Origin of the sequence: Microbulbifer sp. A4B17 (assembly GCF_003076275.1) — a bacterium.
GTDB lineage: Bacteria > Pseudomonadota > Gammaproteobacteria > Pseudomonadales > Cellvibrionaceae > Microbulbifer.
Window position 1 is genome coordinate 4,356,340 of sequence record NZ_CP029064.1, and the last position, 23,611, is coordinate 4,379,950.

The window sequence follows — 23,611 nt, forward strand, 5'->3', positions numbered from 1 at the left end:
TTGTACACCAAGGGCAGTAAGAATGCGCAAATGTGAAGACGTGATAGATCACCACGCCTTCCCCAAAAAAACGATCAGAATTTGTACACTACAGAGCCGGACCAATAATCCACATCAGATTCAATAAATGTGTAATCCAGTTCCAAAGCTGCCTTATCAGTCAGCTTAAAGCCCGCTCCAAACCCTGCAGATGCTCCACTATCTGAATAGTCGCTGCCCCAGTCATCTACCTCCAACTCCTCGTGCAGGTAGCCGATACGCCCCTTGAGATAAATATCCCCCTGGGTCCGATAAGTAGCGTAAACAGCCTGAGTGGTCAGAGAGTAGTTATAGTCGTACCAGTAAAGGTCGTACTCACCCTCAATAACAGAGTCAGTGACTTCTGCTTCAAATCCCCAGCCAGAACCCCAGGTATAACCGGCGCGAACGCCCGCATTAAAAGGACTATCGCCTGCGGCATCAACATCCATAACACCGAAAACACCACCAACATACGCACCTTGCGCCTGGACAGTAGCGGAACAGAGCAAAGCAGTAGCTACAGCCATCGCCTTGAGATTAAAGCTCATTATCTTCTCCTTACATCTCGAAGACCGGTCAAAGGGCAGGGATTATAGGGGTAAGAGTAACTGGCACAAGTGTTCACTTAGACATGTTGCGATTGGAGTCAAAAGTTTTTGCGGAATTTACTAAGGGGAAGTGTCGCCACCGGCCAAAAGCCGGGGCGAACCGGGAGGGGCTAATTAAAATCTCAAGCTGAATCCTCCAGACCAAAAGCTGACATCTCTCTCTAACACCGTGTATTCAAACTCCAAGCGATAAGCATCGCTCAGGTTGTAACCAATGCCCGCTCCCAAGCTGATACCCAAATCATCACTGCTATCACTGCCGACGGTTACATCCTCATAAAGAACACCTAGACGCCCTTTCAGATACCAGTCTCCTTCAGTTCTATATGTCGCATAGGTTGCAAAGGTGTTGAGCTCAACATCTACATCCCGACCATAAACCTCAGTTTCACCACTTAACACAGAACTCGTATATTCGACCTCTACGCCAAAACCCGAGGCGCGAACATAACCTGCACGTAAACCCAGATTGAGAGGATTATCCACTCCCTTAAAGTCAAAATCCGCCATCCCTGCCACACTCCCCCAATAAGCCCCCTCAGCAATTACACCAGCTGAAGCAAGGAACGCCAGCAAACCAATACACACTCTAATTTTTCTCATAAACACTCCAGCCTGGTTTTATTCGCTTTGTGCCCGCACATAAATAGAGCAACCCAAAATAAATTTATGCCAACACTCACCCTAAGGCTCCGTTAAACCACTAGAACAACAGGCAAAAGCGCAGCTATTCAGCATGTGCAACAACACATCATCGAAAATTATTGAAATAGGAAGAACCAGACATACCCTTACCCAAGTCCGACAGAAGAGCGTACTTGTGGAAAAACTGAAGAAAGGGTTTTCTGAAAATAGGTATTATTTACTTTGTGGTCAAATACATCGGAGCACAGATCAGCTATGGACTTGGACTTCAAAGGTGTAGCCGAGCCACCCACAAAGTGATAGGTCTCCCTTACCCTATGTAGGTAGCGGTAAATTCTACCTAGCGTCCCATTAAGTCCCCCTCACTTGATCCAAATCAACTTTGCGCTTGTGCATATGGCAACAATAGGCCCATCGACAAATCGCGGAGGTCTGGGATGAATACCATCTACCGACAACTGTGCTGTGACCACAAACATATGCAAGAGCTACTCAATGCTTTTGAACGGCTGCTCTTGGATCTTTTTGGCTGCGGCGACCGCGATCCCAGTACCTTATCGTTGATCCTCGATGCCTTGGATTATTTATCGGTATACCCGGATCGGTATCACCACCCGATAGAAGATTTAATATTTTCTCGGTTATTAACTAAACCGATCCACGATAGAGAATCAATTTATGAGGCGCAAATGCAGCATGAAAAAATAGCAGCGACTACAAAACATATGTGCGCACTATTTTATGCTATTGCTAATGATGCGACTGTTGAGCGGAGAGTACTGCAGGAAGCTTGCAATACCTATCTTAAGCTACAGCGTAATCACATGGACCTGGAGAACAAATCAATATTTCCGCAGATTGAGCAATATTTGGGAACTACTGATTGGATCTACATTCAGAAACAGGCAAGCGAATTAAGCTGCAAGTATTTTGACAGGGCAACGAGAAAAATCTATGAGTCACTGCATGAAAGTCTCACGCAAACTCAGATGCCCGCACTGGCATTAGCTTAGATCTAGATAAAATCAGGGAGGAAATGATAATGCAGTTTAAACGTCACGGTATATCCATTGGCATGGAACGCATAAACGATGATTTTTTCCTTTATATTAAGGCTATTGGCCAGCTGACACATGAGGATTATGAGCATATAGCGCCACTTTTGGAATATGCTCTAGGAGGGGTAAAAAAACCCCAGGTTCAATTGCTTATTGATCTCAGGGATTTCGAAGGCTGGGGGATGCACGCGGTCTGGGACGAGTTCAAGCTGGCGTTAAAGCATGGCAACGAATTCTCACATATCGCTGTACTTGGGGATGAGGAGTGGCAGCAAATAGCCACAAAAGTCGGGAGCTGGTTTGTCAGCGGTGAAGTCCGCTATTTCAAACAGCAACAAGAGGCCATGGACTGGCTACAGGAAACAAGGAAGAGGGATATTGGTCACAGGGAATCTGAAAAGGAATTAGCTTTCTCCACACACTCCTGATAAGTAGTGGATTAAGGGGGCGTTTCCGCCCCCCTTTTTTTGCCCCAAAGTTGGCAATTGAATATTATCAAGTACTTACGCTCTGGTTCTTACTGTTCCACGAGGGAGTACCAATTACAAAATTCTTGAAACTCACTTCACTGCGACAGAAAGAACAGTAAATATTCTCATAGTGCAATTTGTTTCTATGCAAAATATTCAGAACATCCACCAAGGTTGGATCGTCCATTCTCACCCTGTTGCGGATCGTCAACAAATCGGCCGTCATTACCGGTTTGATACCTGTCGCTGCTATAAAGGGTTGATGCATAGGGTTATTCGGGTCAAGGTTACTCACCATTTGATTATGGCTGTGCGCCTTATCAATAGCGCTTTGCATATCGGAATAGCTCTCTCCCTTGATAAAAGGACGGGTGATACGACCGAGAATCTGCCCGGTCATTGTACCGTGATAGCCTTGATACTTGCTCAAGGTATAGTTATGACAAACCTTGCCCTTTCCAATCCACTCATGGTACTTGGCATGGCCGCTTAAGACGCTGTCAACCCCAGGGTCATTAAGTGAATACCCATGCGGTGAGAAAAAGAAAAGATTATCTCCACCATGTCCCTTAGTATAAAAAATCTGCTTGGTCGTAGCACCATGAGCAGAAATAACCAAGTTCGGGGCCTCACCTACCTGAGTCCCCTCTGCCGAAAATATTTTCACTAAATCCAGTTCTTTGACAGGCATGGAATCCATTTCCTCTTATTTACGATTTGTTATGCAACCTATCTTGGCAAGACATCTGAGAGGCTACTATGACTACTTGGACACTTGCGGATACTCCAATATCCGTTAACAGAAAAAATAATTGTGGAAAGAAATGCCAATCTTTTCTCGATGCCAGAGAAAACAATGGAAAACAAGGTTTCTTGTATCTTTGTAAAAAAGGGGTTAGTTGATAAAGATGCCGTTAAATCGGCAATAGTAGTCACACTATTGGCCAAACTGCCGCGAGCAGATCAATCAACGACGGCCAATCCCCTGAGACGGCACCAGGAAAGAGAAGCTTCGTAGCACTCTTTCAAGGCCAAAGAAGCAGCATTGAGGGATCACAACATATAAGACCGAGTTCAGTACATCAGAGTAACGAGATATTCCAATCTGTTTATGTCACAGGAAACTGTGAATCAGGAACCGCTATTGATCACTCTCATAGCCACAGTGAGTTCCAGCCAATTCACTCAGAGCTAATAAATCCAAGATTTCTACTGTTCTGCCACAAACCCTTATCAATCCTTCGCGTTGAAACCGGGAAAACAAGCGGCTTACAGTTTCAGCTGTCAATCCCAGGTAGTTGGCAATATCTATTCGCGGCATTGAAAATTTTCATTATTTGACTCCCCCTAATTGGCGCCATATAGAAAAGGCTACTACGACCTGCCAGGGCTTATCTAGCGAATGTAAAATCAATTCCGAAAAAAAATACTGACTAGCGAGTAAAAGCCTTCGATTAAAACTTCGAAAAAAATAGGTAAATTTAAAAATTATTATAGAAATGCCCATCTAAATAGCACTACCGTTCAACTTTCTAGCGGCAATATTCGCAGCATTTATGGCCAAAATAACTGGCAGGAAGATAAATAATCAGATTGCACCTTAAAAGGATCAAAAACTCACAGACTATTCAACGAATACATCCGGATTAAAGGACAGCCAATAAATGATCAGTAGAAGAACCTAGCCTCCTTCCTCATAGCCACAATGAGTTCCCGCTAAGTCACTTAATGCCAGCAGGTCAAGAATTTCAACAATCCTACCGCTAACTGTTATCAACCCCTCTCGCTGAAAGCGGGAAAATAAGCGACTTATTGTTTCTGCCGTTAATCCGAGATAGTTAGCAATATCCGTTCTTGGCATTGACAGAACAAACTCACGGGGCGAATAGCCTCGACAAGCATATCGACTCGAAATATTAATCAGTAATGCAGCGAGACGCGCATCCGCTGAACGCTTACCCAACAGCATCAGGATTTCATTTTCCTGACGTAACTCTTCAGAGAAAATGCTATAAATTTGCTGCTGTAAAGTAGGGACTTCCTGAGCGAGGGTTTCCAGCTGATCAAATGGAAGTAGACACACACTGCTGTCTTCAAGCGCCTCTGCATAAGTGGGGTGGACGCGACAGCTATAGGCATCGAGCCCTAGAAGCTCACCGGGAAGGGCAAAATGGGTTATCTGGGTATCACCATCCGCAGCAATGACCACCGTTTTGACACTTCCGGACCGAATCGCGAACAGGTTTTGGAAGGTGTCGCCTGCGCGGTACAAAGTTTCACCCGCTTTAAACATTTTCTTTTTACGGGTAACACGCTCAAGTCGATCAATATCGGCCTGTAATAGCCCTGCAGGCAAACACAAGCGCTTGACTGAACAGTTACTGCAACTTACAGCCACGGGGGCCTTGGTCATAGCGAATCAACCAAAGGAACTCTTTTCTATTATATTGTTAGCCTCGCATATGAAACGGTATTTTCACTATTTTTACGCCTGACTCACCTTAGCGAGTTAACTTTATAAAATCGCAAACGGTCCAATACGTGACCAATTGATCAACCACAAAGCAAAACAATTAAAATGGAATATAGGTTTTACCTTGTAAATAAATGATAAATTTTCCCTCTGAAAAATATAATTTTACAGGTTAGGTAAAAAGCTTTCTATCACCTGTTTTTGTTGCTTTTTCCCATCCTTATCCAGGCCGGTCTTAAAGTTACAAAACTTATTGGCCCAAGGGGATGTCCTGACCCGAATTGGTGGCTCCTCAGCCTGCACAACTTGTAAAACTACGGCTGCCACCTGATCAGCGGTTTGATATATTTCTTCTGTCTGCTCTGGGCTCCGCGATCTCATTCCGACGATATACTGATCGAAGACCGACTGGTATTCATCTTCGGGATACCCTTGGCTCTGCTCCAACTGCGTAAGCAAATTGTTGGCAAATTCAGAGTGAATGCCTCCAGGCTCAACAGCGGTAAAGTTAATGTTAAAAGCCGGTGTTACATAACTTGCCAGAGCTTCCGTATAGCCTTCTACAGCAAATTTGGCTGCACAGTACAGCTCATTAAATGGCTGTCCCACCAACCCACCTACCGATGAAATATTGATTACGTGACCACTGCGAGCCTTGCGCATATGCGGCAGAACCGCTTTGGTACAACGCACTACGCCGAGATAATTCACATCGGTTACCCAGTGAACCTCTTGTTCACTGGCATGCTCGGTGGTCTTTACAAAACCCGCTCCGGCATTGTTGATCAATATATCGATCCGCCCTGCATCCTGGATAATGGTATCCACGCAATGTTGGATACTGTCAGGGGCTGTTACATCCAGCTTCATTACTTCGATAGCAGCCCCCGGAGGAGCAGCAGTTGTCAGCTGACCGGCCTTGGAGAGATCTCTCATGGTGGCGTAAACCGTAAACCCCTGCCTGGCCATTTCCAGCGCCAAGCTCTGTCCCAGTCCAGTGGAAGTCCCGGTAATCAGCGCTACTTTAGTCATCGCCCTCTCCTCATTATCAGTCGACAAAAACCCAAAATGTAAACTAGTCAGTTTAGTATATATTTAAGGCGCAGGAAGTAAACCAATTGGTGTATTTTGTTTGGTGGCTAAGGGGCGGAGTTATATTTAGGGACTTTCCAGTCAGAATGGCCGGCAAAATAAGCCATGATAGCTAGATTCTCGGAGAGGGTAACCTGATACCATAAGCCCCCATTCACCACCCAAACAAGGTTCCAGTGTGCAGAAATGGTGATTAGCCATTGGCGCACTCACGTTTAAAGATAGCCCCGTAACAAGGTATTTGTATGTCCATTGCCGATTTGAACTTTTTAAAGGCACTGCCCAAAGCCGAGCTTCACCTCCATATTGAGGGCTCACTAGAACCAGAGCTAATGTTCGAGTTAAGCAAGCGCAACAATATTGAAATTCCTTTCTCAAGCATTGAGGAAATCAAAGCAGCGTACAAGTTTCACAACCTGCAGTCATTTCTCGATATCTATTACCAGGGTGCGTCGGTCCTGATTCACGAGCAGGATTTTTATGATTTAACCATGGCCTACCTCAAGCGCTGCCGCGAAGACAATGTTGTCCACACAGAGATTTTCTTTGACCCTCAAACCCACACGGAGAGAGGCATTGATATCGGTGTCGTCATCAACGGTATTAACAGCGCACTGCGGGATGCTGAGGATGAATGGGGAATCAGCAGCCATCTGATTTTGTGCTTTCTACGCCACCTGAGTGAGGGGGAGGCAATCGCCACACTGGAAGCGGCAAAGCCCCATATGGATTTAATTAAAGGTGTGGGGCTGGATTCCTCCGAACTGGGGCACCCCCCAAGTAAATTTCAAAAGGTCTTTGCTATGGCCAAAGAGCTGGGGCTGGAGAGAGTGGCCCACGCAGGTGAAGAAGGACCTGCAGAATATATCCTAGAAGCTCTTGATCTATTGGATGTGAGCCGTATCGACCACGGTGTTCGCTGCGTTGAGGACTTAGCACTCATTGAGCGTTTAAAGAAAGAAAATATACCTCTGACCGTTTGTCCCCTATCCAATACAGCGCTCTGTGTTTACGACGACATGAGCCAGCACCCAATTCTGTCACTCCTTGAGCAAGGCTTATGTGTAACAGTTAATGCAGACGATCCCGCTTATTTTGGCGGTTACGTGAACAAAAACTACCTAGCCCTTAGCGAAAGTCTGGGCATGACCAAAGAGCAGGCGAAAAAACTGGCCCTGAATAGTTTCAAAGCGAGCTACATTCCAGAGGCAGATAAAGAAAAATGGGCGGAGGCAATATCAGCAATCGAAACGGTTGCTGAAGTTTAGTGGATTGGGTAGTGTCCTGACTGACCATAAAGCCAGGACACTATTTTAAGATTCAGTCTTCATCATAACCACAGTGAGTACCCGCAAGCTCACTGAGTTCAATTAAATTAATAATCTCAACTGATCGGCCACTCACCTTAATTAATTTTTCTCGCTGAAAACGCGAGAAAAGCCGGCTGACAGTTTCCGCTGTCAAACCTAGATAATTGGCGATATCAGTGCGCGGCATCGATAAAACAAATGCACTGTGAGAGTATCCACGGCGAGCATAACGGCTGGAAATATTAATCAGAAGAGCCGCCAAACGAGTATCAGCAGAGCGCTTACCCAACAACATTAAAATATCGTTTTCCTGGCGTAATTCTTCAGAAAAAATGCTGTAAATCTGCTGCTGTAGGGCTGTCACCTGCTGGGCCAAAATTTCCAATTGAGTAAAAGGCAACAGACAAACACTGCTGTCCTCCAATGCTTCCGCATAACTCGGGTGTACCCGTGTACTGTAGGCGTCCAGACCGAGCAGTTCCCCAGGTAAAGCGAAGTGAGTGACCTGAGTGTCACCATCTGCAGCAATCACCACAGTTTTAAAACTACCTGAGCGAATTGCGTAGAGATTGGCAAATGGATCGCCAGCTCTGTAAAGGGTCTCCCCCGCTTTAATTATTTTCTTTCGACGCGTGATCTGCTCTAGCCGATCAATATCAGACTGACACAAACCCGCAGGCAAGCACAAACGCCTGACTGAACAGTTGCCGCAACTAACAGCTGTAGAGGAATCCATCATACTAAACCGGTCGGTAAACTAATTTGCCGCAATTGTAACGGCTGTCGAGCCGTTAGTCTCCTGCCGGTAGCTATAGAACACGTGAATATTTCGCATCTGTTTGTTGACTGTGCAAATACATATCAAATGCAGCGGCAACATTTCTCACAAACCAACGACCTTCCTCTGTAACAATAATATTTTGGTTATCCTGATAAATTAGACCATCGTCAAACATAGGCTGTAAGCGCGCTAATTCCTCAGCAAAATATTCCTCAAAGGATGCACCTATGCGCTGCTCAACAAGGTTTTTATCCAGGCGCAAACGACACATTAATTCACTAATAACCCACTGGCGCAAACGATCTTCATCATCCATTAACCAGCCCCGGCAGGCTGCAGATTTCCCTTCTCCAATCGCCTGAGTATATTCCTTTAAGCGATGTAAATTTTGCCAGTAGCCATCGCGACTGTAGCTGATCGCCGATGCCCCCAGGCCGACCAAAGCATCTGCCGGCATCAGGGTGTAGCCCTGGAAGTTGCGCTGCAACATACCGGCATGGGCTGCCTTAGCCAGTTCATCCCCAGGGCGGGCAAAGTGATCCATCCCCAAAAATTCATACCCCGCCTTACCCAGATGCTCTACAGCCGCCAGCTGCATCGCCACCTTTTCTGAGGCTGAAGGGATTAAATCAGTATCAATCAGGCGCTGGGCCTTAAACCGGTGTGGCAGGTGTGCATAATGATAGAGAGCTATACGGTCCGGTTGCAGCTCCAGCACTTTATCCAAAGTGCGGTGCAAGCTGTTCAGGCCCTGCTTGGGTAGTCCGTAAATCAGATCGTAGGAAATAGATTCAAATCCGCGCTCACGCGCAGCTACGGTCAGCTCAGTGACCTGGTCGGCACTGCAGATACGATTAATTGAGCGCTGCACTTCGATATCGAAATCCTGCACCCCCAGGCTCAAACGGTTGAAACCCAGTTCTCGCAGGGTATCCAGGGTCTCTAATTCAAGGGTACGTGGATCGGCTTCAATACTGTATTCGACCCCGTCGCCTGGTCGCAAATCAAAAACTTCGGCCAGCCCCCCCATTAAACGGCGCATATCGCCGTCACTTAAGAAAGTCGGTGTGCCACCGCCCAAATGCAATTGGGTAACAGGGACATCAGCCACTTTATCCCGGTACCATTGAGCTTCTTGCAATAGATGGTCCAGGTAACTGGAAGCCAAGCCATACTGATGAGTAATTACTTTATTACAGGCACAGAAGTAACAAAGGGAACGGCAAAAAGGAATATGAACATAAAGGGACAAGCTGCGAATATCCTGCAGTGCTGCCCAGGGCTCAATTCCATTTAATGTGTGAAAACGATCGGCGGTAGGATACGAGGTGTAGCGCGGGCAGGGTCCGCTATAACGGGATAAGAGTTCTTCAGACAGCCCTCCCACGGGGCTTTTAATCTCTTGCTTCATATTCATTCACACCTCGTTCGGTAGTTTGCTTGGAAATCCGACACAAACAAAAAAGCAGCCACCGGGTCTTCGACCAGAAAACCACAGTGACTGCTCTACCCCAGACCTATTTATTGCTACCTTTTAGAAGCGGTAGCCCAGACCAGCCATGTAAACCAGCGGATCAATATCCACATTGGCAGTCACCTCACCCAGGCCAGGTACTTTGACTTTGGCGTCGGTCTCGATGTCCATCCAAAACACAGACATATTGAACAGCCAGCGTTGATCGGCACCGAAGGTAAAATCGATACCGGCTTCTGCTGCCAGGCCAAATGAATTGTCCAGGGACAGTTCTGCATCACCGGTGGCGCCAAGGCCTTCGAAAGCGCTATCGGCGGTGCTGCTGATTTCTTCATCAAAGAAAGCGGTGTAGTTCACACCCAGGCCAACATACGGCTGAATGTTGGACTGCGGCTCCATCGGATACCACTGAACCAGCAGAGTCGGCGGCAGGTGCTTGGTTTCACCCAGGTTGAAGCTGCCCCCCAGACCCTGGCCTACAACTTCGATATCATGGCTGAACGGTGTCGCAGCAACCAGCTCAAGGCCCCAGTGGTCGCGGAACATGTATACGCCGGTAAGACCCAGAGCGGAGCCATCATCAACGTCAACGCCTGTCTGGGGAATGCTTCCCCCATTCAGGGACAGTGCGCTGGAACTGGTATCGGGTGCTACAGTGGCCATGCCACCACGCAGAATAAAACTGCCTTGTTCATAGGCCAGTACGGGTGCAGAAAGTACGGCGGTCAAAGCGGCTGTCGCACAAGCAGTTATACGATTCATTAACTTCTCCATAAAGCGATTAGGCATTTTTCCCGACTCAGGAAGGGCCCCCCTCCAGGCACAATCACAAGTCGCGGACAGGTTACTCGCTGACTGCCTGAGACTGCTTGATCCAAATCAAGCTGCCGAATTACCTGGAAAAAAATCCATTGGAATGTGCAGCAGCAAGATAATTGCGCTGTTTAAGGGAGACCCGTTTCCGGGAAGGGGCGGGGAAGATAGCGGCTCAGAAAGTCCGAGGGAACCTAGCACTCAATGGTATTTGACACGATCTTGCCAAATTGAGAACTACCGCAAATTTTTTCTTTAGGCGACAGGATTGAGGGCAAACAAAACAGGCCAAAATTGCACCACTGCCGACATTGCCAGACTGTGGTGCAGGACCTTTAAACAAGCTCTAAGTAAGGCTACCCGCCGGACGCCGGAACATATTCTGAATACTGGAGAAATCCAGTTGCTGGTTTTCCTCACTGGCGCCATGCAGTTGGAAAAGATTTTTCGCCAGGGCTCCCATCGGAGTAGAAGATGCACTGGTTGAGGCGGCATCCATAGCTAGTCCCAGGTCCTTAAGCATCAATGCCACACTGAAACCACCGGCATAGCCCTTTGCCGAAGGCACGCTCTCCATAGTGCCCGGGTAGGGATTGTAGTTAGCCAGGGACCAATTATTACCCGAACTTTCCCGCATAATATCGCTCAGTACCTTGGCATCCAGCCCCTTATCCACTCCCAGTTGCAAAGCTTCTGCGGTACCGGTCATATGGATTGCAAGCAAAAGATTGTTGCAAATCTTTGCCACCTGCCCGGCACCGGCAGCACCGGCGTGAAATATCTTGCTGCCCATAACCTGCAGCGGGGCCCGCGCTGCGTTGAATGCCGCTTCATCCCCGCCGCACATAAAGCAAAGCGTCCCCGCCTGTGCAGCAGCTGTACCACCGGATACCGGAGCATCTATCGCTCTCAACCCATGCTCCTCGGCAGCCTGGCTGACCAGGCAGGCATCCTCTGCGGAGATAGTCGAACAGTCGATAATCAGGTTATTGGCCGGGAGTTGCTGCAACAGCCCAGCCTCTCCCAGGTAGAGCCCTTTCACCGCGTTGCCACTGGGCAGCATGGAAATTACGATATCCGCGCCCTCAACAGCCTGTTGGGCACTATCACAGGGCAGGCAGCCGTCTTGCTGTGCCTGTTCCAGAGCAACAGGGCTCAAATCAAATGCCGCTACGGTATAGCCGGCCTTCGCCAAGTTGGCAGCCATGGGGCCACCCATATTACCCAGACCAAAAAAGGCTATCTTTTCCATAAAAGCCACTCCCTATTTTGTTGTTGGTATCCCCGGCGATTAACAGCCCGGGACGCTCGGTAAATACGATCTCTACAGGTCGGCCAGCGGGTGCTCACCGCCCCAGGGTCCCTCAAAGCAGCTTTCCACCTGCGCAGGTGTAATCTGTTCCAAGCTGCCAGGTTGCCACTGGGGTTCACGGTCTTTATCAATCAACAGCGCCCGCACCCCTTCCTTAAAGTGGCCGCTGGCACAGAGATTTACCGCGAGTGCTAACTCCATGCGATAAATATCCGCCAGGGACAGGTGTCGAGCCCGCTGTAATTGCTCCCACACAATCCAGGGTGTCAGCGGAGAGCCACCCGCCAAAGTGGCAGCTGCCCGCTGCAACCATTTATCCACACCCTGGTAAGCGCTGATGGCGGCACAAACTTCTGGTAAGGTGGCAAAATCGGTAAGTTGCTGGATTTGGTCATAATGCTCTCGCAGAGCAGACTCAGGCCGCTCCAGAAGGGGCAGCTCCAGGGATTTAAGGCAATTGCTAATTAACTGGTGATTGGCTTCCAGGTTTTCACCAAAACTGAGCCCCGCTAACGCAGACAAGACTGATTCCCGCTGGTCCTGACCGATTATGCGATCCGCCATACCGGCAAACAGGGCATCGGCGCCATTAAACTGCGCACCGGTCAGCCCCAGGAAAAGCCCAAGGCGCCCGGGCATACGATTCAGGAACCAGCTGCCCCCCACATCGGGAAACAAACCAATCGTAATCTCCGGCATTGCCATGCGAGTGGTTTCGGTCACAATCCGGTGGCTGGCTCCCGCCATAATGCCGATACCGCCCCCCATCACGAAGCCACCGCCCCACACCACGACGGGCTTGGCGTAAGTGTGAATCTGGTAGTCCAGGCGATATTCGCGGGAGAAGAAGTCGGTGGTGAAGCCGTAGTCCGGTGTCTCACCATAGGCGGCGGACTCCTGATACAGCGCCACCACATCGCCTCCGGCGCACAGCGCCTTTTCGCCACTGCCATCGATCCAGACTGCTGCCACTTCAGTATCTTCAGCCCAGCGGTCCAACTGGGCCGACAACAGGTCGATCATGGGTGAATTTAAGGCATTGAGAGCCTTGGGGAGGTTTAGTGTCGCGATCGCCAGGGCGCCGCGCCGGGAAAACAACACCGGGGAATCCTGATCCATTTTTATTCGTCTTATAGCTCTTGTACTAGATAGTGTCGCAGTTAAACACAGATCACATTTGACGTCAGCCACACGCGAGTACAGCGGGCTACCACAGACATGCCCGGTTGCACTTTTTACGCAAACTGATAAGTTGCGCGCAAAATCTGACCGATTCCAACACCCATTACGGAACCCCAAATGGCCGAATACGTATACACCATGAACCGGGTGGGCAAAGTAGTGCCCCCCAAGCGCGAGATCCTCAAGGACATCTCCCTCTCCTTCTTCCCCGGCGCCAAGATCGGCGTACTCGGTCTCAACGGCGCAGGTAAATCCACCCTGCTGCGCATTATGGCTGGGGTCGACCAGGACTTTAACGGCGAAGCCCGCGCAATGCCCGGCATCAAGGTCGGCTACCTGCCCCAGGAACCGCAACTCGATGCCAGCAAGACCGTGCGCGGCAACGTAGAGGACGGTGTACGCGAAGCCATCGACGCCCTCGCCGGCCTGGAGCAGGTCTACGCCGATTACGCCGAGCCCGACGCGGACTTCGATGCCCTGGCCAAGAAACAGCAACAGTTCGAAGACATTATCCAGGCCTGGGACGCCCACAACCTGGAGCACCGCCTGGAAGTTGCCGCAGACGCACTGCGCCTGCCGCCCTGGGATGCGGACGTCAACAATCTGTCCGGCGGTGAAAAACGCCGTGTGGCCCTGTGCCGCCTGCTGCTGTCCCGCCCGGATATGCTGCTTCTCGACGAACCCACCAACCACCTGGATGCGGAATCCGTATTCTGGCTGGAGCGCTTCCTGCACGATTTCACCGGCACTGTGGTAGCCATCACCCACGATCGCTACTTCCTCGACAATGTTGCCGGCTGGATTCTGGAACTGGACCGCGGCCACGGCATCCCCTGGGAAGGCAACTACACCACTTGGCTGGAACAGAAAGAAAAACGTCTGGAGCAAGAGCAGCGCGGCGAACAGGCTCGCGCCAAAGCCATGCAAAAGGAACTCGAGTGGGCCCGCCAAAATCCCAAGGGCCGTCAGTCCAAAAACAAGGCCCGTTTGTCCCGCCTGGAAGAAATGCAGTCCCAGGACTTCCAGGCCCGCAACGAGACCAACGAAATCTACATTCCGCCCGGCGAGCGTCTCGGCGACAATGTGATTGAGTTTAAAGGTGTGAGCAAAGGCTTCGGCGAGCGCCTGCTGATCGACAACCTGTCTTTCCGCGTGCCCAAGGGCGCAATAGTAGGTATCGTCGGCGGTAACGGTGCCGGTAAGTCCACCCTGTTCCGTATGATCAGCGGCACCGAGCAGCCGGACTCCGGCGAGATCAAGACCGGTGAAACCGTTAAGGTCGCCTACGTTGAACAGGGCCGTGAAAACCTGGATGACAGCAAGACCGTATGGGAAGCCATCTCAGACGGCCACGATATGCTCAAGATCAACAACTACGAAGTGGGCTCGCGCAACTATGTTGGCCGCTTTAACTTCAAGGGCAGTGACCAGCAGAAGCGCGTAGGCGAACTCTCCGGTGGTGAACGCGGACGCCTGCACCTGGCCTATACCCTCAAGCAGGGCGCCAACGTACTGCTGCTGGACGAACCCTCCAACGATCTGGATATCGAAACCCTGCGCGCCCTGGAAGAAGCCCTGCTCAACTTCCCCGGTTGCGCCCTGGTAATCTCGCACGATCGCTGGTTCTTGGACCGCGTTGCCACCCATATCCTCGCCTATGAGGGTGAGAGTGAAGCGGTATTCTTTGAGGGTAACTACACCGAGTACCACGAGGACTTTGTGCAGCGCAAAGGTGAGGATGCAACACCGCATCGCATGCATTATAAGAAGCTTAAGACTTGATTTTGATAATAAAAAAGCCCGCGTAAGCGGGCTTTTTTATTTAGAAAGTAAAAATACAAGCTTATTTTATGAGCTCTTATAAATTTATACGAGACCTTAAGCTTGAGCACGCGGCGGATCAAATGCACCATCAGGACCTGCAGAAATATCAGTTTCAATGTTCATATAAATCTCCTGTCGTATAATTTTTTCAACAAATATCCAAAAAAATCTCATTAGATTATTGGATAGCGATAAGCTTAACCCGATTACAGCACAATACACCATAAATACTCAACAATTATGGGGGAGTGGTCACAACTAAAGTCTCTTTCATGGCATCGAAAACAACTCAAAGTACGACTTAAAAATCCAGAAAAAGTGGTTATGGGCTGCATTCTTAAACAATCAACATTACTTTTCACCAAAGTGGTACGTATGACATAAATAGCACACCTTACTCTTCGTAGAGTAAAACCATCCACTTTGATTTGAGTTAGTGTTTACCACACAATATTTTTAACTTAAGCTCATCACAAAAATGATAATTTTCTAATATTCCCTTCTCATTGTAGACAATTCTTTTAGTAGACTAAAATACGATGCACTTGGACAACCTGATGTTACTTAATTTAATACAGTGAATACTCCAAGCTCAACTAATTACTTACCCAGCAGGAACTATAGTACCTATTAGATTGTAACAGCTTTAAGATTGCCTTTAGGGAGATCATTATGATCTACTGGTTCATTCGGTTAATTTTGTATCGAACAATATGCTTTTGCTACTGAAGCCATTCTTTTACTGGCAGACCTCATTGTTTTAAATGACTTGAAGCTACAGTGTTGTGAACTTTAAAAGTTTTTTCAGCCCTGACTTCAGCTCCAAAACAGTCATAAATACTTTCAGGTAAGGCGCTCTATACCCTAGTTTAGAAACCCTTCCTGTACCACATTCAAGCACGATGAACTAGGAGGGTAATGAAGGCGGGTACGCTAACTTGATTTTTTCAATCTCTAACTACTTTTACTTTCGGTAAGCTCTCTGAAGTCATCTTAAATTATATGATGGCCTTTTCTTGGTTAAGTGCAATGTTTGGTCAGCGTCAAAATTATAGGAACTCTTTGCTGACTATCCTATCCGCAACCCTTCCACTCTCCCAGCAATCGTATTTAAGAAGCAAACAAAATTTTCAACCATGTTTCTTATAGCAATTGACCCAAATTCCTATTCGTCTCCAATTTAGGGGCGATCGAGTGGCATTCAATACAAGCCTTGGTTTCGGATAATAAATGCAATTGGTAAGAGGGGTGTCAGCATCCCTCCAGGCCAAGAGAAAAACACGATGAGCTACCAGCAACTGAGCAAGAATGAACGATACCAGATTAAAGCCTATGAAAAAGTGGACACTCTCAGAAAGAAATAGAAAAATTGTTGGAAAGGCATCCCTTGACGACCAGCCGATAGCTGCAACGCAATAAAGATTTGCGAGGATATTACTCAGGGTAAGCACAGAAGCTTACGGATCTTAGGCGCCTGCAAGCATATGAGGCACAGAAAATAACCGATGGTGTGTGGCAAAAATAGACACTCTAACTTGGAAAGAATTAATTCCTCAGCAAGCTAATTAAAGAGACATACAGATGTATCATGACAACACGAAATGATCTATCAGCCGATCTATTTATGGAGATTTATACAAATAGCTTAGGATTACATCAAAGCCCTTTCGCAAGTGTTATGGAAAGCATGATAGGCACGAAAAATCAAAAAAAGTGTGAACATAGATAATTGTGCAATTGTTGTTGACCTAATGAATCGGATAGGTGAAAGGGAAGGTGACACTTTTATAGGCAAGGGGCCTGGCGGAGCTTTGCTGACGATGGGCGAACGCAAGACGTTATTTCTATTATTGTTCGATTGACAGGTAAGTGATCAGACTTATTGGCTGAAGCAATGGTTAATCATATGGTGTGTATCAAAGATAAAATAAAAACAACTATCATTCAATGATGATCTTGAAGGCCCTGATCATGAAACGATTATAGAAGGCTTAGAAACCGATATTTATTTTCCTTCCCCATAATTATTCTGGAATAGGGGCATCAATAAAAATACTAATGGAGTCATTCAACAGTATTCCCCAAGGGATACCATCTTTAATAAAGTAACAGACAAGTAGGTTCAATTTGTAATGGATCGCCTGAATATTAGTCCAAGAGCGAACCTGAATAAAATATCAACGAATAAGTTTTTTATAGAGCTGCAAAAAATCTGCTTGCAGTATGAAAAAGTTCCAGTTATTACTTGAAATCAAGACTCATAAATTTTTTCTATATTGTAATCAACTATGGGTGAGCAATAACCATTAGGGTTTTCGCATGCTCCTGCACACAAGCTACCGCCACCCGTAGATTCTCCGGATCAAGTGCCGCAAAACTTTCATCCAGCACCACTAACTCAGCATTTTGCAAGAGTGCACGAGCGATAAATAAACGGCTCATCTCGCCGTGAGATAGCTGCCATCCCATCTCACCAACCGTTTGTAAAATTCCCGCAGGCATTTTTTCCAATAATGGGGTCAACCCCAACTCATCGCAGATTGCATAAGCCCTGCGCAAGCTCTCACGGCGAGGTGGCCACTGATCTCCCATCAATAAATTAAAAAGAAATGAATCTCCCAACACATGATTTTCATGAAATTGCGGAGCTGAAGCGACCATCCTGCGCCAAGATTCGGCACCAATACTTGCGCGGTCGTAGCCATTAAGCAGCAACAGGCCATCATCCGGTTTCTGGATACCGGTGAGGACATTCGCCAAAGTGGATTTCCCTGAACCGGAAGCGCCCTGCAGCAAAAGCCGGTCACCGGGATAAATACTGAGATTACAACCCGCCAACACCGCTTGATTTTTTCCCTCGTAGGTAAAACGGATATCGCGTAAATAACACAGAGGCTGTGAAGAGCTTTTCTGGCCCGCCGACGCTACCATTGCCGAACCGGCACTGCCCCTTAAGTGGCTATCTTCCAGGGAAAATAATTCACGTACTTTTTCCCAGGAAACTGCAGCACTTAAGGCGCTGGTAAAGCCATTCATACACTTTAAAACTGCGCGATATCCCAACAACATGCTCCCGAAGGCAATTGCGAGTTGGGTGCTACTGGCACTGTCGCTAATAAATATTGGGGCCAGCCCCACGATCCCTAAAAGTAACCACAGGCGCGGCAAAAAAGCCTGCAAACGCGCCATGGTATTATCCATGTGAGAAGAACTTTCCAGGTAGTCATTTAACTCACTGTCTTCGCCCCGGTGCCACTCGCCGGGTGCCTGCTGCGCGAGCCGGGTGCGGTGGCCGATCATTTTCTCAATCAGACGGTGGGTCATTGACAGGCGCTGTGCTGTCCACTCTTTGCGTCCGTAGTACTGTGCCCGCCCCAGAAAAAATGCAACCGCTAAAAATAGGGGCAAAACTGCTGCATAGATAAGGCCACCAGCTCCCATCAGTAAAATTGAGGCTGCAATTAACAGTTCTACAACGCCGAGCAATAATAAAAAGGCACCCTGTAATGCACTGGCTTCTATATTCTCCGCATCGTAAACCCTGCCCAATACCTGACCCGAACCCATATGGCGAATACGACTGGGAATGACGCGCAGCGCGCTGGCGAGCAATCGCTGTTTCAGGAGTACGCCGGTCTCAACGGAGACCACACCGCGCAGCCGGGCTGTGAGCAGGGATAGGGGAACCTGAGTCACCATCAACAATACCCAGGCAGATAGCCAGCCGGTATCAATATGGCCCTCGAGCACAGCCCTACCTATCACCCACCAGCCGCACAGAAAAATAGCCATCTGGGCACTGTGACACACAAGCATGGCGGCAAAGCGCCAATACAGCCCACGCTGGCGAAGCTGTAAGCGGAAAGACCGGTGATTGGATTGACGCAATAGCCAGAAATCATCCAAGCGTACGCTGGCAAGATTCTCCCGCAGCAGAGCAGTCATGGCTGTCCTGCGGCGACGCCCTTGAATGTGTGCGCTATCCAGCAATTGTTCGATACGCTCGCGCTGGGGCCCTTCAAGCTCGCAAGCCAGCTGCTGAATTACCAACTCTAGGCAAACTTTCTCCAGGTGCAATGCCGGTGTGAGCAGCTGTAACTTATGCCCCCTGCCACCACACAGTGCTATAAAATATTCCCCCTCGGGAAAGCGAACCCGCAACAGTGCAGGGGCGGCTCCCAACAGCATGGTTTCGAGCTCTGGATAGCTACAACTCACCTGCTCCACTTGCAAGTCTAAAGCTTCGGCACCTGCCTGCAACCTGGCATTCAACTCCAGGGCGCTTCCAAGGGATTTGCGCTCCGCTACCTCAGGCTCCAAGCCGCTGTATTTTGCCAACGCTTGTAAAGCAGCCTCCAGCTGCGACACTGGCCAGCAATAGGGCATTAATTCTTTACTGCTCACTGGCAACCTCCGTAAACCGGGAGGCTGGTGTCGCCCCAGAAACTCCTTGCACTTCTGTCAATTGGCCGCTGGCCATGCGCAAGTGACGCCAACTGCTACTCTGCCAACACTCTTGCCAAAGACTGCTTTCAGCTGCCAGTAGCTGCGCATAGCGCGTGTCGCCCTGGGCTTGAAGCTCACTGGGCTTACCATCTTCAATAATGCAACCATCGCCCACGACCAAAACACGAGGAAAGTCCCGGGTTTCGCTGATATCGTGGGTAATACAGATCAGGGTGACCCCCTGCCAAACCTCCCGTACCCGGTTCATCAGGCGCTGCCGCTGTTGGCGATCAAGACCCCTGAACGGTTCATCCAGAATCACACAAGCAGTTTCCTCGCGGCCAAGTGCGCGCCCAAGACGTACGCGCTGCCCTTCACCACCACTGACCAGGGCACCACTTTCGCCTAGCGGGCTTTGCAGCCCCTCCGGTAGCGCTGCTACCAGCTTGAGTAAATCCGCTTGCTGTAAAATGGGGTAAAGGGGAGCTCCCGGCTTATTGCCGTAACTCAAGTTCTCTAAAAGGCTGCTATTCCACAACTGAATTGCGGGATCAACCCAGGCACAGTGAAGGCGAAAACGATGCAGTAATTCTCCCTTCAATTCTCCGCCGTTGAGCATTACACGGCCACTGGCCGGTTTGTGCCACCCCAGCAATACCCCGGCAAGGCTCGATTTGCCAGCGCCGGATGCCCCGACCACAGCAATTTGCTCGCCGGGGCTGATCTCCAGATTTACCCCGTTGAGAATAGTGCGGCCGCTGGCATTAACGCTGACATTCTCAAACTTGATTCCCACTGGTTTTGCCGGGGAAAATTCCACACTATCAGCGGAATTTTTATCTGTATCAGTCTCAGTGACTGCTTGCAGCGGTTCGAGGGCTCTCAGTAAGAAATTTCGCTGCCGTGGATAACTTCGCATCAGCCCCGAAATTTCTTCACCCAGTGGTGGTAGTGCCAGTACCCAGTAAATCAGCAAAAGCAGATCGGGACTTGCCCCTCGTGCATTAACACAATAAATCACCAGCACGCTACTGAGGGTACAATTCACTAATAGCTGCACTGCCTGACTATTGAGTTGAAAGCGTAATGAGGAATAACCAGCTCTAATCCACTCGGTGAGTAGGCTTTCATGCTCTCGTTGAACGGACTCACTGGCGCCGTGAGCCCTAATTGGTATTACTCCCAGTAGCGCATCCATATAAAAGCGAGCCAGAGCCCCGGCGTGAGTCTGTACTCGCATACTGTAATCAGTGAGCACTGGATGAAATATCAAAGGTACAGCAACCTGCAACACAGCCATGATGAGTACTAAAGGCGCAGCGGTAGGTGCGAGCCAGATAATTCCCATTGCAGTTGCCAACAGAGTAAAAACCTTAAAAATAATACTGGTCCCAAGGACAGGTAAATCTCTCAAGGTGGAAATGCGGTGCGAGCGCTCGGCAGTATCAGACGTGGGGCGACTCTGAAAGAAGTGATCGGGTATTTTTGGTAGTGCAGCTAGAAAACGCATACGAAAACGGTTTTCCAAATGGCGCCCTATCATCATTTGAACTTTTGCCGTGGGAAACTGCAATAGCAATAGAGTAACCATAAAGCCAATTAGCAGGCCAATCGTACCAGCTCGTTGTACCTCTGTCGCTAGTTCACTATGGATATCTATCAGTCCGCGGAAAAGCAGTGCTTCAAACATTAATCCCAGTACCGATCCGAGCATAGCGATAAAAATAGTAAGTGGAGCAATTACTCCATCTTCACGCATAAACCTCCAGAGCTGCTGGAGAGGTTTAGCTGGCGGCTCACTTAAAGCTCTCGACAGCGCTTCCGATTTTGGCTCTACTTCATTGAGATCACGTACACCTTTAACACTTACGATGACCGCACCACTGAACTCCAGCAGCTCGGGAGCAAGTTCAATTTTTTCTTCAAGCTCACTTCCACGTGGGTGGGATGGACGCACGCACCAGTAATTTTCCGGTACTAATGAAAACCCTTGGCTGGTATCTGTAGAAAATTCAACTGATAACCTTCGCAACATTCCACTAACTTCAGCCCCACGTTTTATTGCTCCAGACATAACCAGTGAAACAAGCATCCGAATGGAGGCATCAAGAAAAGCCAATGAGAGCCAACTCTCATCCTTTAATGCTCTTTCACATAGAGCGGTGGCCACAGTACTTCCGACCTTAAGTGCTGCGATACGCTCTTTGAGTGGCCCAATAAAGTCGTCACTACCGGCCCAGCTTCGCCACCTCTGAGGAGGGATCCGAGCAGTGTGAACGTGCAACTCATCCAAAAAACGGCGTGCACTGGGCCAACGCCTACCGCTTGCTGGGTCCATCACTTGTACAATTCCGCAATGATTTCTCCAAGCTACAACAAAGTGGGTATTACCGTTAGGCAGTCGCACCACAACTAGCCCGGGTAAGTAACCAGGAATATCCAATAATAGATGGTCAACAGGAACCACCATCTGAACAGCGTCCAATCCCAGCTCTACTGCAATTTTCTCCAGTGTATTTATGGAAGTACCGTCCACATCCGTCTGGCAGGCATCGCGCAAATGGCCGTAGTGTGTACTTACACCAAAACCTTCAAGTAAGCACTTTAAGGATGCCGGACCACAATCCATATTGGAGGTTTGAACTACCTCAGGAACCAACCAGCGTAATTTCTGTTTCAAGATCACGCTCCCTCCTCCATAACATCTTTGGGAGCTTTACCTGAGAGTATTTCTCCTGCCCGCTGTAAAAGCAGCTGATAAGGTGTCTTCTTACCCGTGGCAATTTCTACCCGCGCTGGCAAATCATGTAATAGCGGGAGGTGAGGTGGAACTTCACCTTGCAGAGAAAGCTGTACGAGGACTTTACCCTGTTGAACGGCACTGGCCACTCGTTCCACACGCGCTTCCAGTTGTCCATATCGGGCCCAGGAAAAACCATCCAGTTTTACCCGAGCCTGCTGCCCGGGCTGGATATGTCCCAAGGCTAGCGCCGGTGGAAAAAATGCCTGAATCGAGATAAGGCCCTCTGCCTGAATAGTCGCTATTTGTTGACCCGCCGCAAGAACCTCGCCCTCCCTAATTTCTGCAAGGGCGGCGAGTTTCCCGGCGATTGGTGCCCGCAATTTTTGCTCACTCACCGCTAGGTGGCTTTGTTGAATACGGGTATCTACTTCTGCAAGCTTGCCATCTATATCTTGATTTCGTTGTTTGAGGGTACTCACCTCCAACTCATATTCACTGATCAACTGTGCTCTTCGATCCTCCAGAGCACGAATATCCGCTTGTATTTTAAGTGTCGCCATTGCCATTTGCTGGTAGGTACGCTTTGCAGCTAAGTAATCCAACTCTGAACTTTGCTGTTTCTCCAGTAATCGCTCATAGCGATCGGCAACCTCCGCTTGAATCTTTTGATTGCTAGCCTGAAGCTGGTACCTCTGTTCCAGTATCTTCAATTGATCGCTAAGGGCTTTTTCATCTTCGCCAATTTTTTTATCTAGCAACCGTCGCTCTCGCTGGACAGAGTCAAGTTGGTCCCTCAAACTTTCAGATATTTTGGTATCACCCTTTAAACTCAAATCAAGTACAGACGTATCAAGTTGTACCAGGATATCCCCGGCCACAAGGGTATCACCTAGTTCAGCATCAACAGTGATCACCCGACCAATCCTCTGGGTACTCACATGAATTGTGTTTTGCTCCTGCTCCAACCTAGCATCATCACTTACGCTATAGATGGTAATATCTTTCGTAAAAAACCAAATTAACCAAGCAATCAGAAGTAAAAATCCTAACAAGGTAACAACGACCAAAGCGCGGATAGAGTCTGAGGCAATAGCTCGGGTAGTATGAGAAAAAGGCGTTGACAATGCATTAAACCTATTAGTCGACCTGCCGGGCAGGCAAAAAATCAAATCTTTATTTTTTGCAGATTATTGTAAATTAAGTGCTCAAAATTAGATGTGTTAAATTTAAATTTCTTACATAGAGGAGTCAATTAAAATCTATACTTCATTTATCGGTAAATAACAATCACTTCATACTTTTAATCCATGCTTTACAAACTACCCAGAACAACCTCTGATATTTCCGCTGTCAATTCAT

At 48.4% G+C, this 23,611-nt stretch carries 18 protein-coding genes; 4 read left to right on the top strand and 14 right to left on the bottom strand.

The window, feature by feature from the left end:
• Positions 1-74 precede the first annotated feature (74 nt).
• Complete coding sequence (locus tag BTJ40_RS19150) at positions 75-569, bottom strand: porin family protein (protein ID WP_108734579.1); 495 nt, start codon at positions 567-569, stop codon at positions 75-77.
• A gap of 174 nt (positions 570-743) precedes the next feature.
• On the bottom strand, positions 744-1,232 hold the full coding sequence (locus BTJ40_RS19155) for an outer membrane beta-barrel protein (protein WP_108734580.1): 489 nt from the start codon (positions 1,230-1,232) through the stop codon (positions 744-746).
• 479 nt (positions 1,233-1,711) lie between these two features.
• Here BTJ40_RS19155 and BTJ40_RS19160 point away from each other — a divergent pair, with 479 nt between their 5' ends.
• Complete coding sequence (locus BTJ40_RS19160; protein ID WP_108734581.1) at positions 1,712-2,287, top strand: hemerythrin domain-containing protein; 576 nt, start codon at positions 1,712-1,714, stop codon at positions 2,285-2,287.
• Positions 2,288-2,316: 29 nt separating this feature from the next.
• Positions 2,317-2,760: an STAS/SEC14 domain-containing protein gene (locus tag BTJ40_RS19165; protein WP_108734582.1), complete on the top strand. Its 444-nt coding sequence runs from the start codon at positions 2,317-2,319 to the stop codon at positions 2,758-2,760.
• Between the two features lie 67 nt (positions 2,761-2,827).
• On the opposite strand, the gene BTJ40_RS19170 is transcribed toward BTJ40_RS19165, so the two are convergent.
• The 4 genes from BTJ40_RS19170 to BTJ40_RS19185 all read right to left on the bottom strand — a co-directional run bounded on the left by BTJ40_RS19170 (position 2,828) and on the right by BTJ40_RS19185 (position 6,307).
• A complete protein-coding gene (locus tag BTJ40_RS19170; RefSeq protein WP_108734583.1) occupies positions 2,828-3,493 on the bottom strand; it encodes a putative adhesin in 666 nt (221 codons plus the stop codon).
• 450 nt (positions 3,494-3,943) lie between these two features.
• Entirely contained in the window at positions 3,944-4,123 is a 180-nt protein-coding gene (locus tag BTJ40_RS19175; protein WP_304598635.1) for a helix-turn-helix domain-containing protein, read from the bottom strand.
• A gap of 360 nt (positions 4,124-4,483) precedes the next feature.
• Positions 4,484-5,215, bottom strand: a complete 732-nt coding sequence (gene fnr / locus BTJ40_RS19180) for a fumarate/nitrate reduction transcriptional regulator Fnr (RefSeq protein WP_108734584.1) — start codon at positions 5,213-5,215, stop codon at positions 4,484-4,486.
• Between the two features lie 225 nt (positions 5,216-5,440).
• Entirely contained in the window at positions 5,441-6,307 is an 867-nt protein-coding gene (locus BTJ40_RS19185; protein WP_108734585.1) for an SDR family oxidoreductase, read from the bottom strand.
• A gap of 305 nt (positions 6,308-6,612) precedes the next feature.
• On the opposite strand from BTJ40_RS19185, the gene BTJ40_RS19190 reads away from it, so the two are divergent.
• Positions 6,613-7,635 (top strand): adenosine deaminase, encoded by a 1,023-nt coding sequence (locus BTJ40_RS19190; protein ID WP_108734586.1) that lies wholly within the window; start codon positions 6,613-6,615, stop codon positions 7,633-7,635.
• Positions 7,636-7,687: 52 nt separating this feature from the next.
• Here the strand turns inward: BTJ40_RS19190 and fnr (BTJ40_RS19195) are convergent, their stop codons facing one another.
• From fnr (BTJ40_RS19195) to BTJ40_RS19215, 5 genes are all read right to left on the bottom strand, one after another.
• Positions 7,688-8,416 (bottom strand): fumarate/nitrate reduction transcriptional regulator Fnr, encoded by a 729-nt coding sequence (fnr, locus tag BTJ40_RS19195; RefSeq protein ID WP_108734587.1) that lies wholly within the window; start codon positions 8,414-8,416, stop codon positions 7,688-7,690.
• A gap of 70 nt (positions 8,417-8,486) precedes the next feature.
• Positions 8,487-9,869: an oxygen-independent coproporphyrinogen III oxidase gene (gene hemN, locus BTJ40_RS19200; RefSeq protein WP_108734588.1), complete on the bottom strand. Its 1,383-nt coding sequence runs from the start codon at positions 9,867-9,869 to the stop codon at positions 8,487-8,489.
• 123 nt (positions 9,870-9,992) lie between these two features.
• A complete protein-coding gene (locus BTJ40_RS19205) occupies positions 9,993-10,694 on the bottom strand; it encodes an OmpW family protein (protein ID WP_202862829.1) in 702 nt (233 codons plus the stop codon).
• A gap of 397 nt (positions 10,695-11,091) precedes the next feature.
• Positions 11,092-11,997 carry a 3-hydroxyisobutyrate dehydrogenase gene (gene mmsB / locus BTJ40_RS19210; RefSeq protein ID WP_108734589.1) on the bottom strand — a complete coding sequence of 302 codons (906 nt, stop codon included), beginning with the start codon at positions 11,995-11,997 and terminating at the stop codon, positions 11,092-11,094.
• Positions 11,998-12,069: 72 nt separating this feature from the next.
• Positions 12,070-13,176, bottom strand: a complete 1,107-nt coding sequence (locus BTJ40_RS19215; protein WP_108734590.1) for an enoyl-CoA hydratase/isomerase family protein — start codon at positions 13,174-13,176, stop codon at positions 12,070-12,072.
• Positions 13,177-13,356: 180 nt separating this feature from the next.
• Between BTJ40_RS19215 and ettA the strand changes: the two genes are divergently transcribed.
• A complete protein-coding gene (gene ettA, locus BTJ40_RS19220) occupies positions 13,357-15,021 on the top strand; it encodes an energy-dependent translational throttle protein EttA (RefSeq protein ID WP_108734591.1) in 1,665 nt (554 codons plus the stop codon).
• A 2,328-nt stretch (positions 15,022-17,349) separates the two neighbouring features.
• Here the strand turns inward: ettA and BTJ40_RS19225 are convergent.
• The 3 genes from BTJ40_RS19225 to BTJ40_RS19235 are packed head-to-tail and all read right to left on the bottom strand — an operon-like array spanning position 17,350 to position 23,376.
• Positions 17,350-19,467 (bottom strand): ABC transporter ATP-binding protein, encoded by a 2,118-nt coding sequence (locus BTJ40_RS19225; RefSeq protein ID WP_108734592.1) that lies wholly within the window; start codon positions 19,465-19,467, stop codon positions 17,350-17,352.
• Positions 19,457-22,189: an ATP-binding cassette domain-containing protein gene (locus tag BTJ40_RS19230; protein ID WP_157954168.1), complete on the bottom strand. Its 2,733-nt coding sequence runs from the start codon at positions 22,187-22,189 to the stop codon at positions 19,457-19,459. The genes BTJ40_RS19225 and BTJ40_RS19230 overlap by 11 nt, the downstream gene beginning before the upstream one ends.
• Positions 22,190-22,191: 2 nt before the next feature.
• Positions 22,192-23,376, bottom strand: coding sequence for an HlyD family secretion protein (locus tag BTJ40_RS19235; RefSeq protein ID WP_108734594.1), 1,185 nt, complete (start codon positions 23,374-23,376; stop codon positions 22,192-22,194).
• Between the last annotated feature and the right edge of the window lie 235 nt (positions 23,377-23,611).

Coding starts and splice junctions, on each gene's coding strand:
- BTJ40_RS19205 (WP_202862829.1), bottom strand. CDS start 10,694: ATGAATCGTATAACTGCTTGTGCGACAGCCGCTTTGACCGCCGTACTT.
- BTJ40_RS19170 (WP_108734583.1), bottom strand. CDS start 3,493: ATGCCTGTCAAAGAACTGGATTTAGTGAAAATATTTTCGGCAGAGGGG.
- BTJ40_RS19155 (WP_108734580.1), bottom strand. CDS start 1,232: ATGAGAAAAATTAGAGTGTGTATTGGTTTGCTGGCGTTCCTTGCTTCA.
- mmsB (WP_108734589.1), bottom strand. CDS start 11,997: ATGGAAAAGATAGCCTTTTTTGGTCTGGGTAATATGGGTGGCCCCATG.
- BTJ40_RS19150 (WP_108734579.1), bottom strand. CDS start 569: ATGAGCTTTAATCTCAAGGCGATGGCTGTAGCTACTGCTTTGCTCTGT.
- fnr (WP_108734584.1), bottom strand. CDS start 5,215: ATGACCAAGGCCCCCGTGGCTGTAAGTTGCAGTAACTGTTCAGTCAAG.
- hemN (WP_108734588.1), bottom strand. CDS start 9,869: ATGAAGCAAGAGATTAAAAGCCCCGTGGGAGGGCTGTCTGAAGAACTC.
- BTJ40_RS19190 (WP_108734586.1), top strand. CDS start 6,613: ATGTCCATTGCCGATTTGAACTTTTTAAAGGCACTGCCCAAAGCCGAG.
- BTJ40_RS19215 (WP_108734590.1), bottom strand. CDS start 13,176: ATGGATCAGGATTCCCCGGTGTTGTTTTCCCGGCGCGGCGCCCTGGCG.
- BTJ40_RS19165 (WP_108734582.1), top strand. CDS start 2,317: ATGCAGTTTAAACGTCACGGTATATCCATTGGCATGGAACGCATAAAC.
- fnr (WP_108734587.1), bottom strand. CDS start 8,416: ATGATGGATTCCTCTACAGCTGTTAGTTGCGGCAACTGTTCAGTCAGG.
- BTJ40_RS19185 (WP_108734585.1), bottom strand. CDS start 6,307: ATGACTAAAGTAGCGCTGATTACCGGGACTTCCACTGGACTGGGACAG.
- BTJ40_RS19160 (WP_108734581.1), top strand. CDS start 1,712: ATGAATACCATCTACCGACAACTGTGCTGTGACCACAAACATATGCAA.
- ettA (WP_108734591.1), top strand. CDS start 13,357: ATGGCCGAATACGTATACACCATGAACCGGGTGGGCAAAGTAGTGCCC.
- BTJ40_RS19175 (WP_304598635.1), bottom strand. CDS start 4,123: ATGCCGCGAATAGATATTGCCAACTACCTGGGATTGACAGCTGAAACT.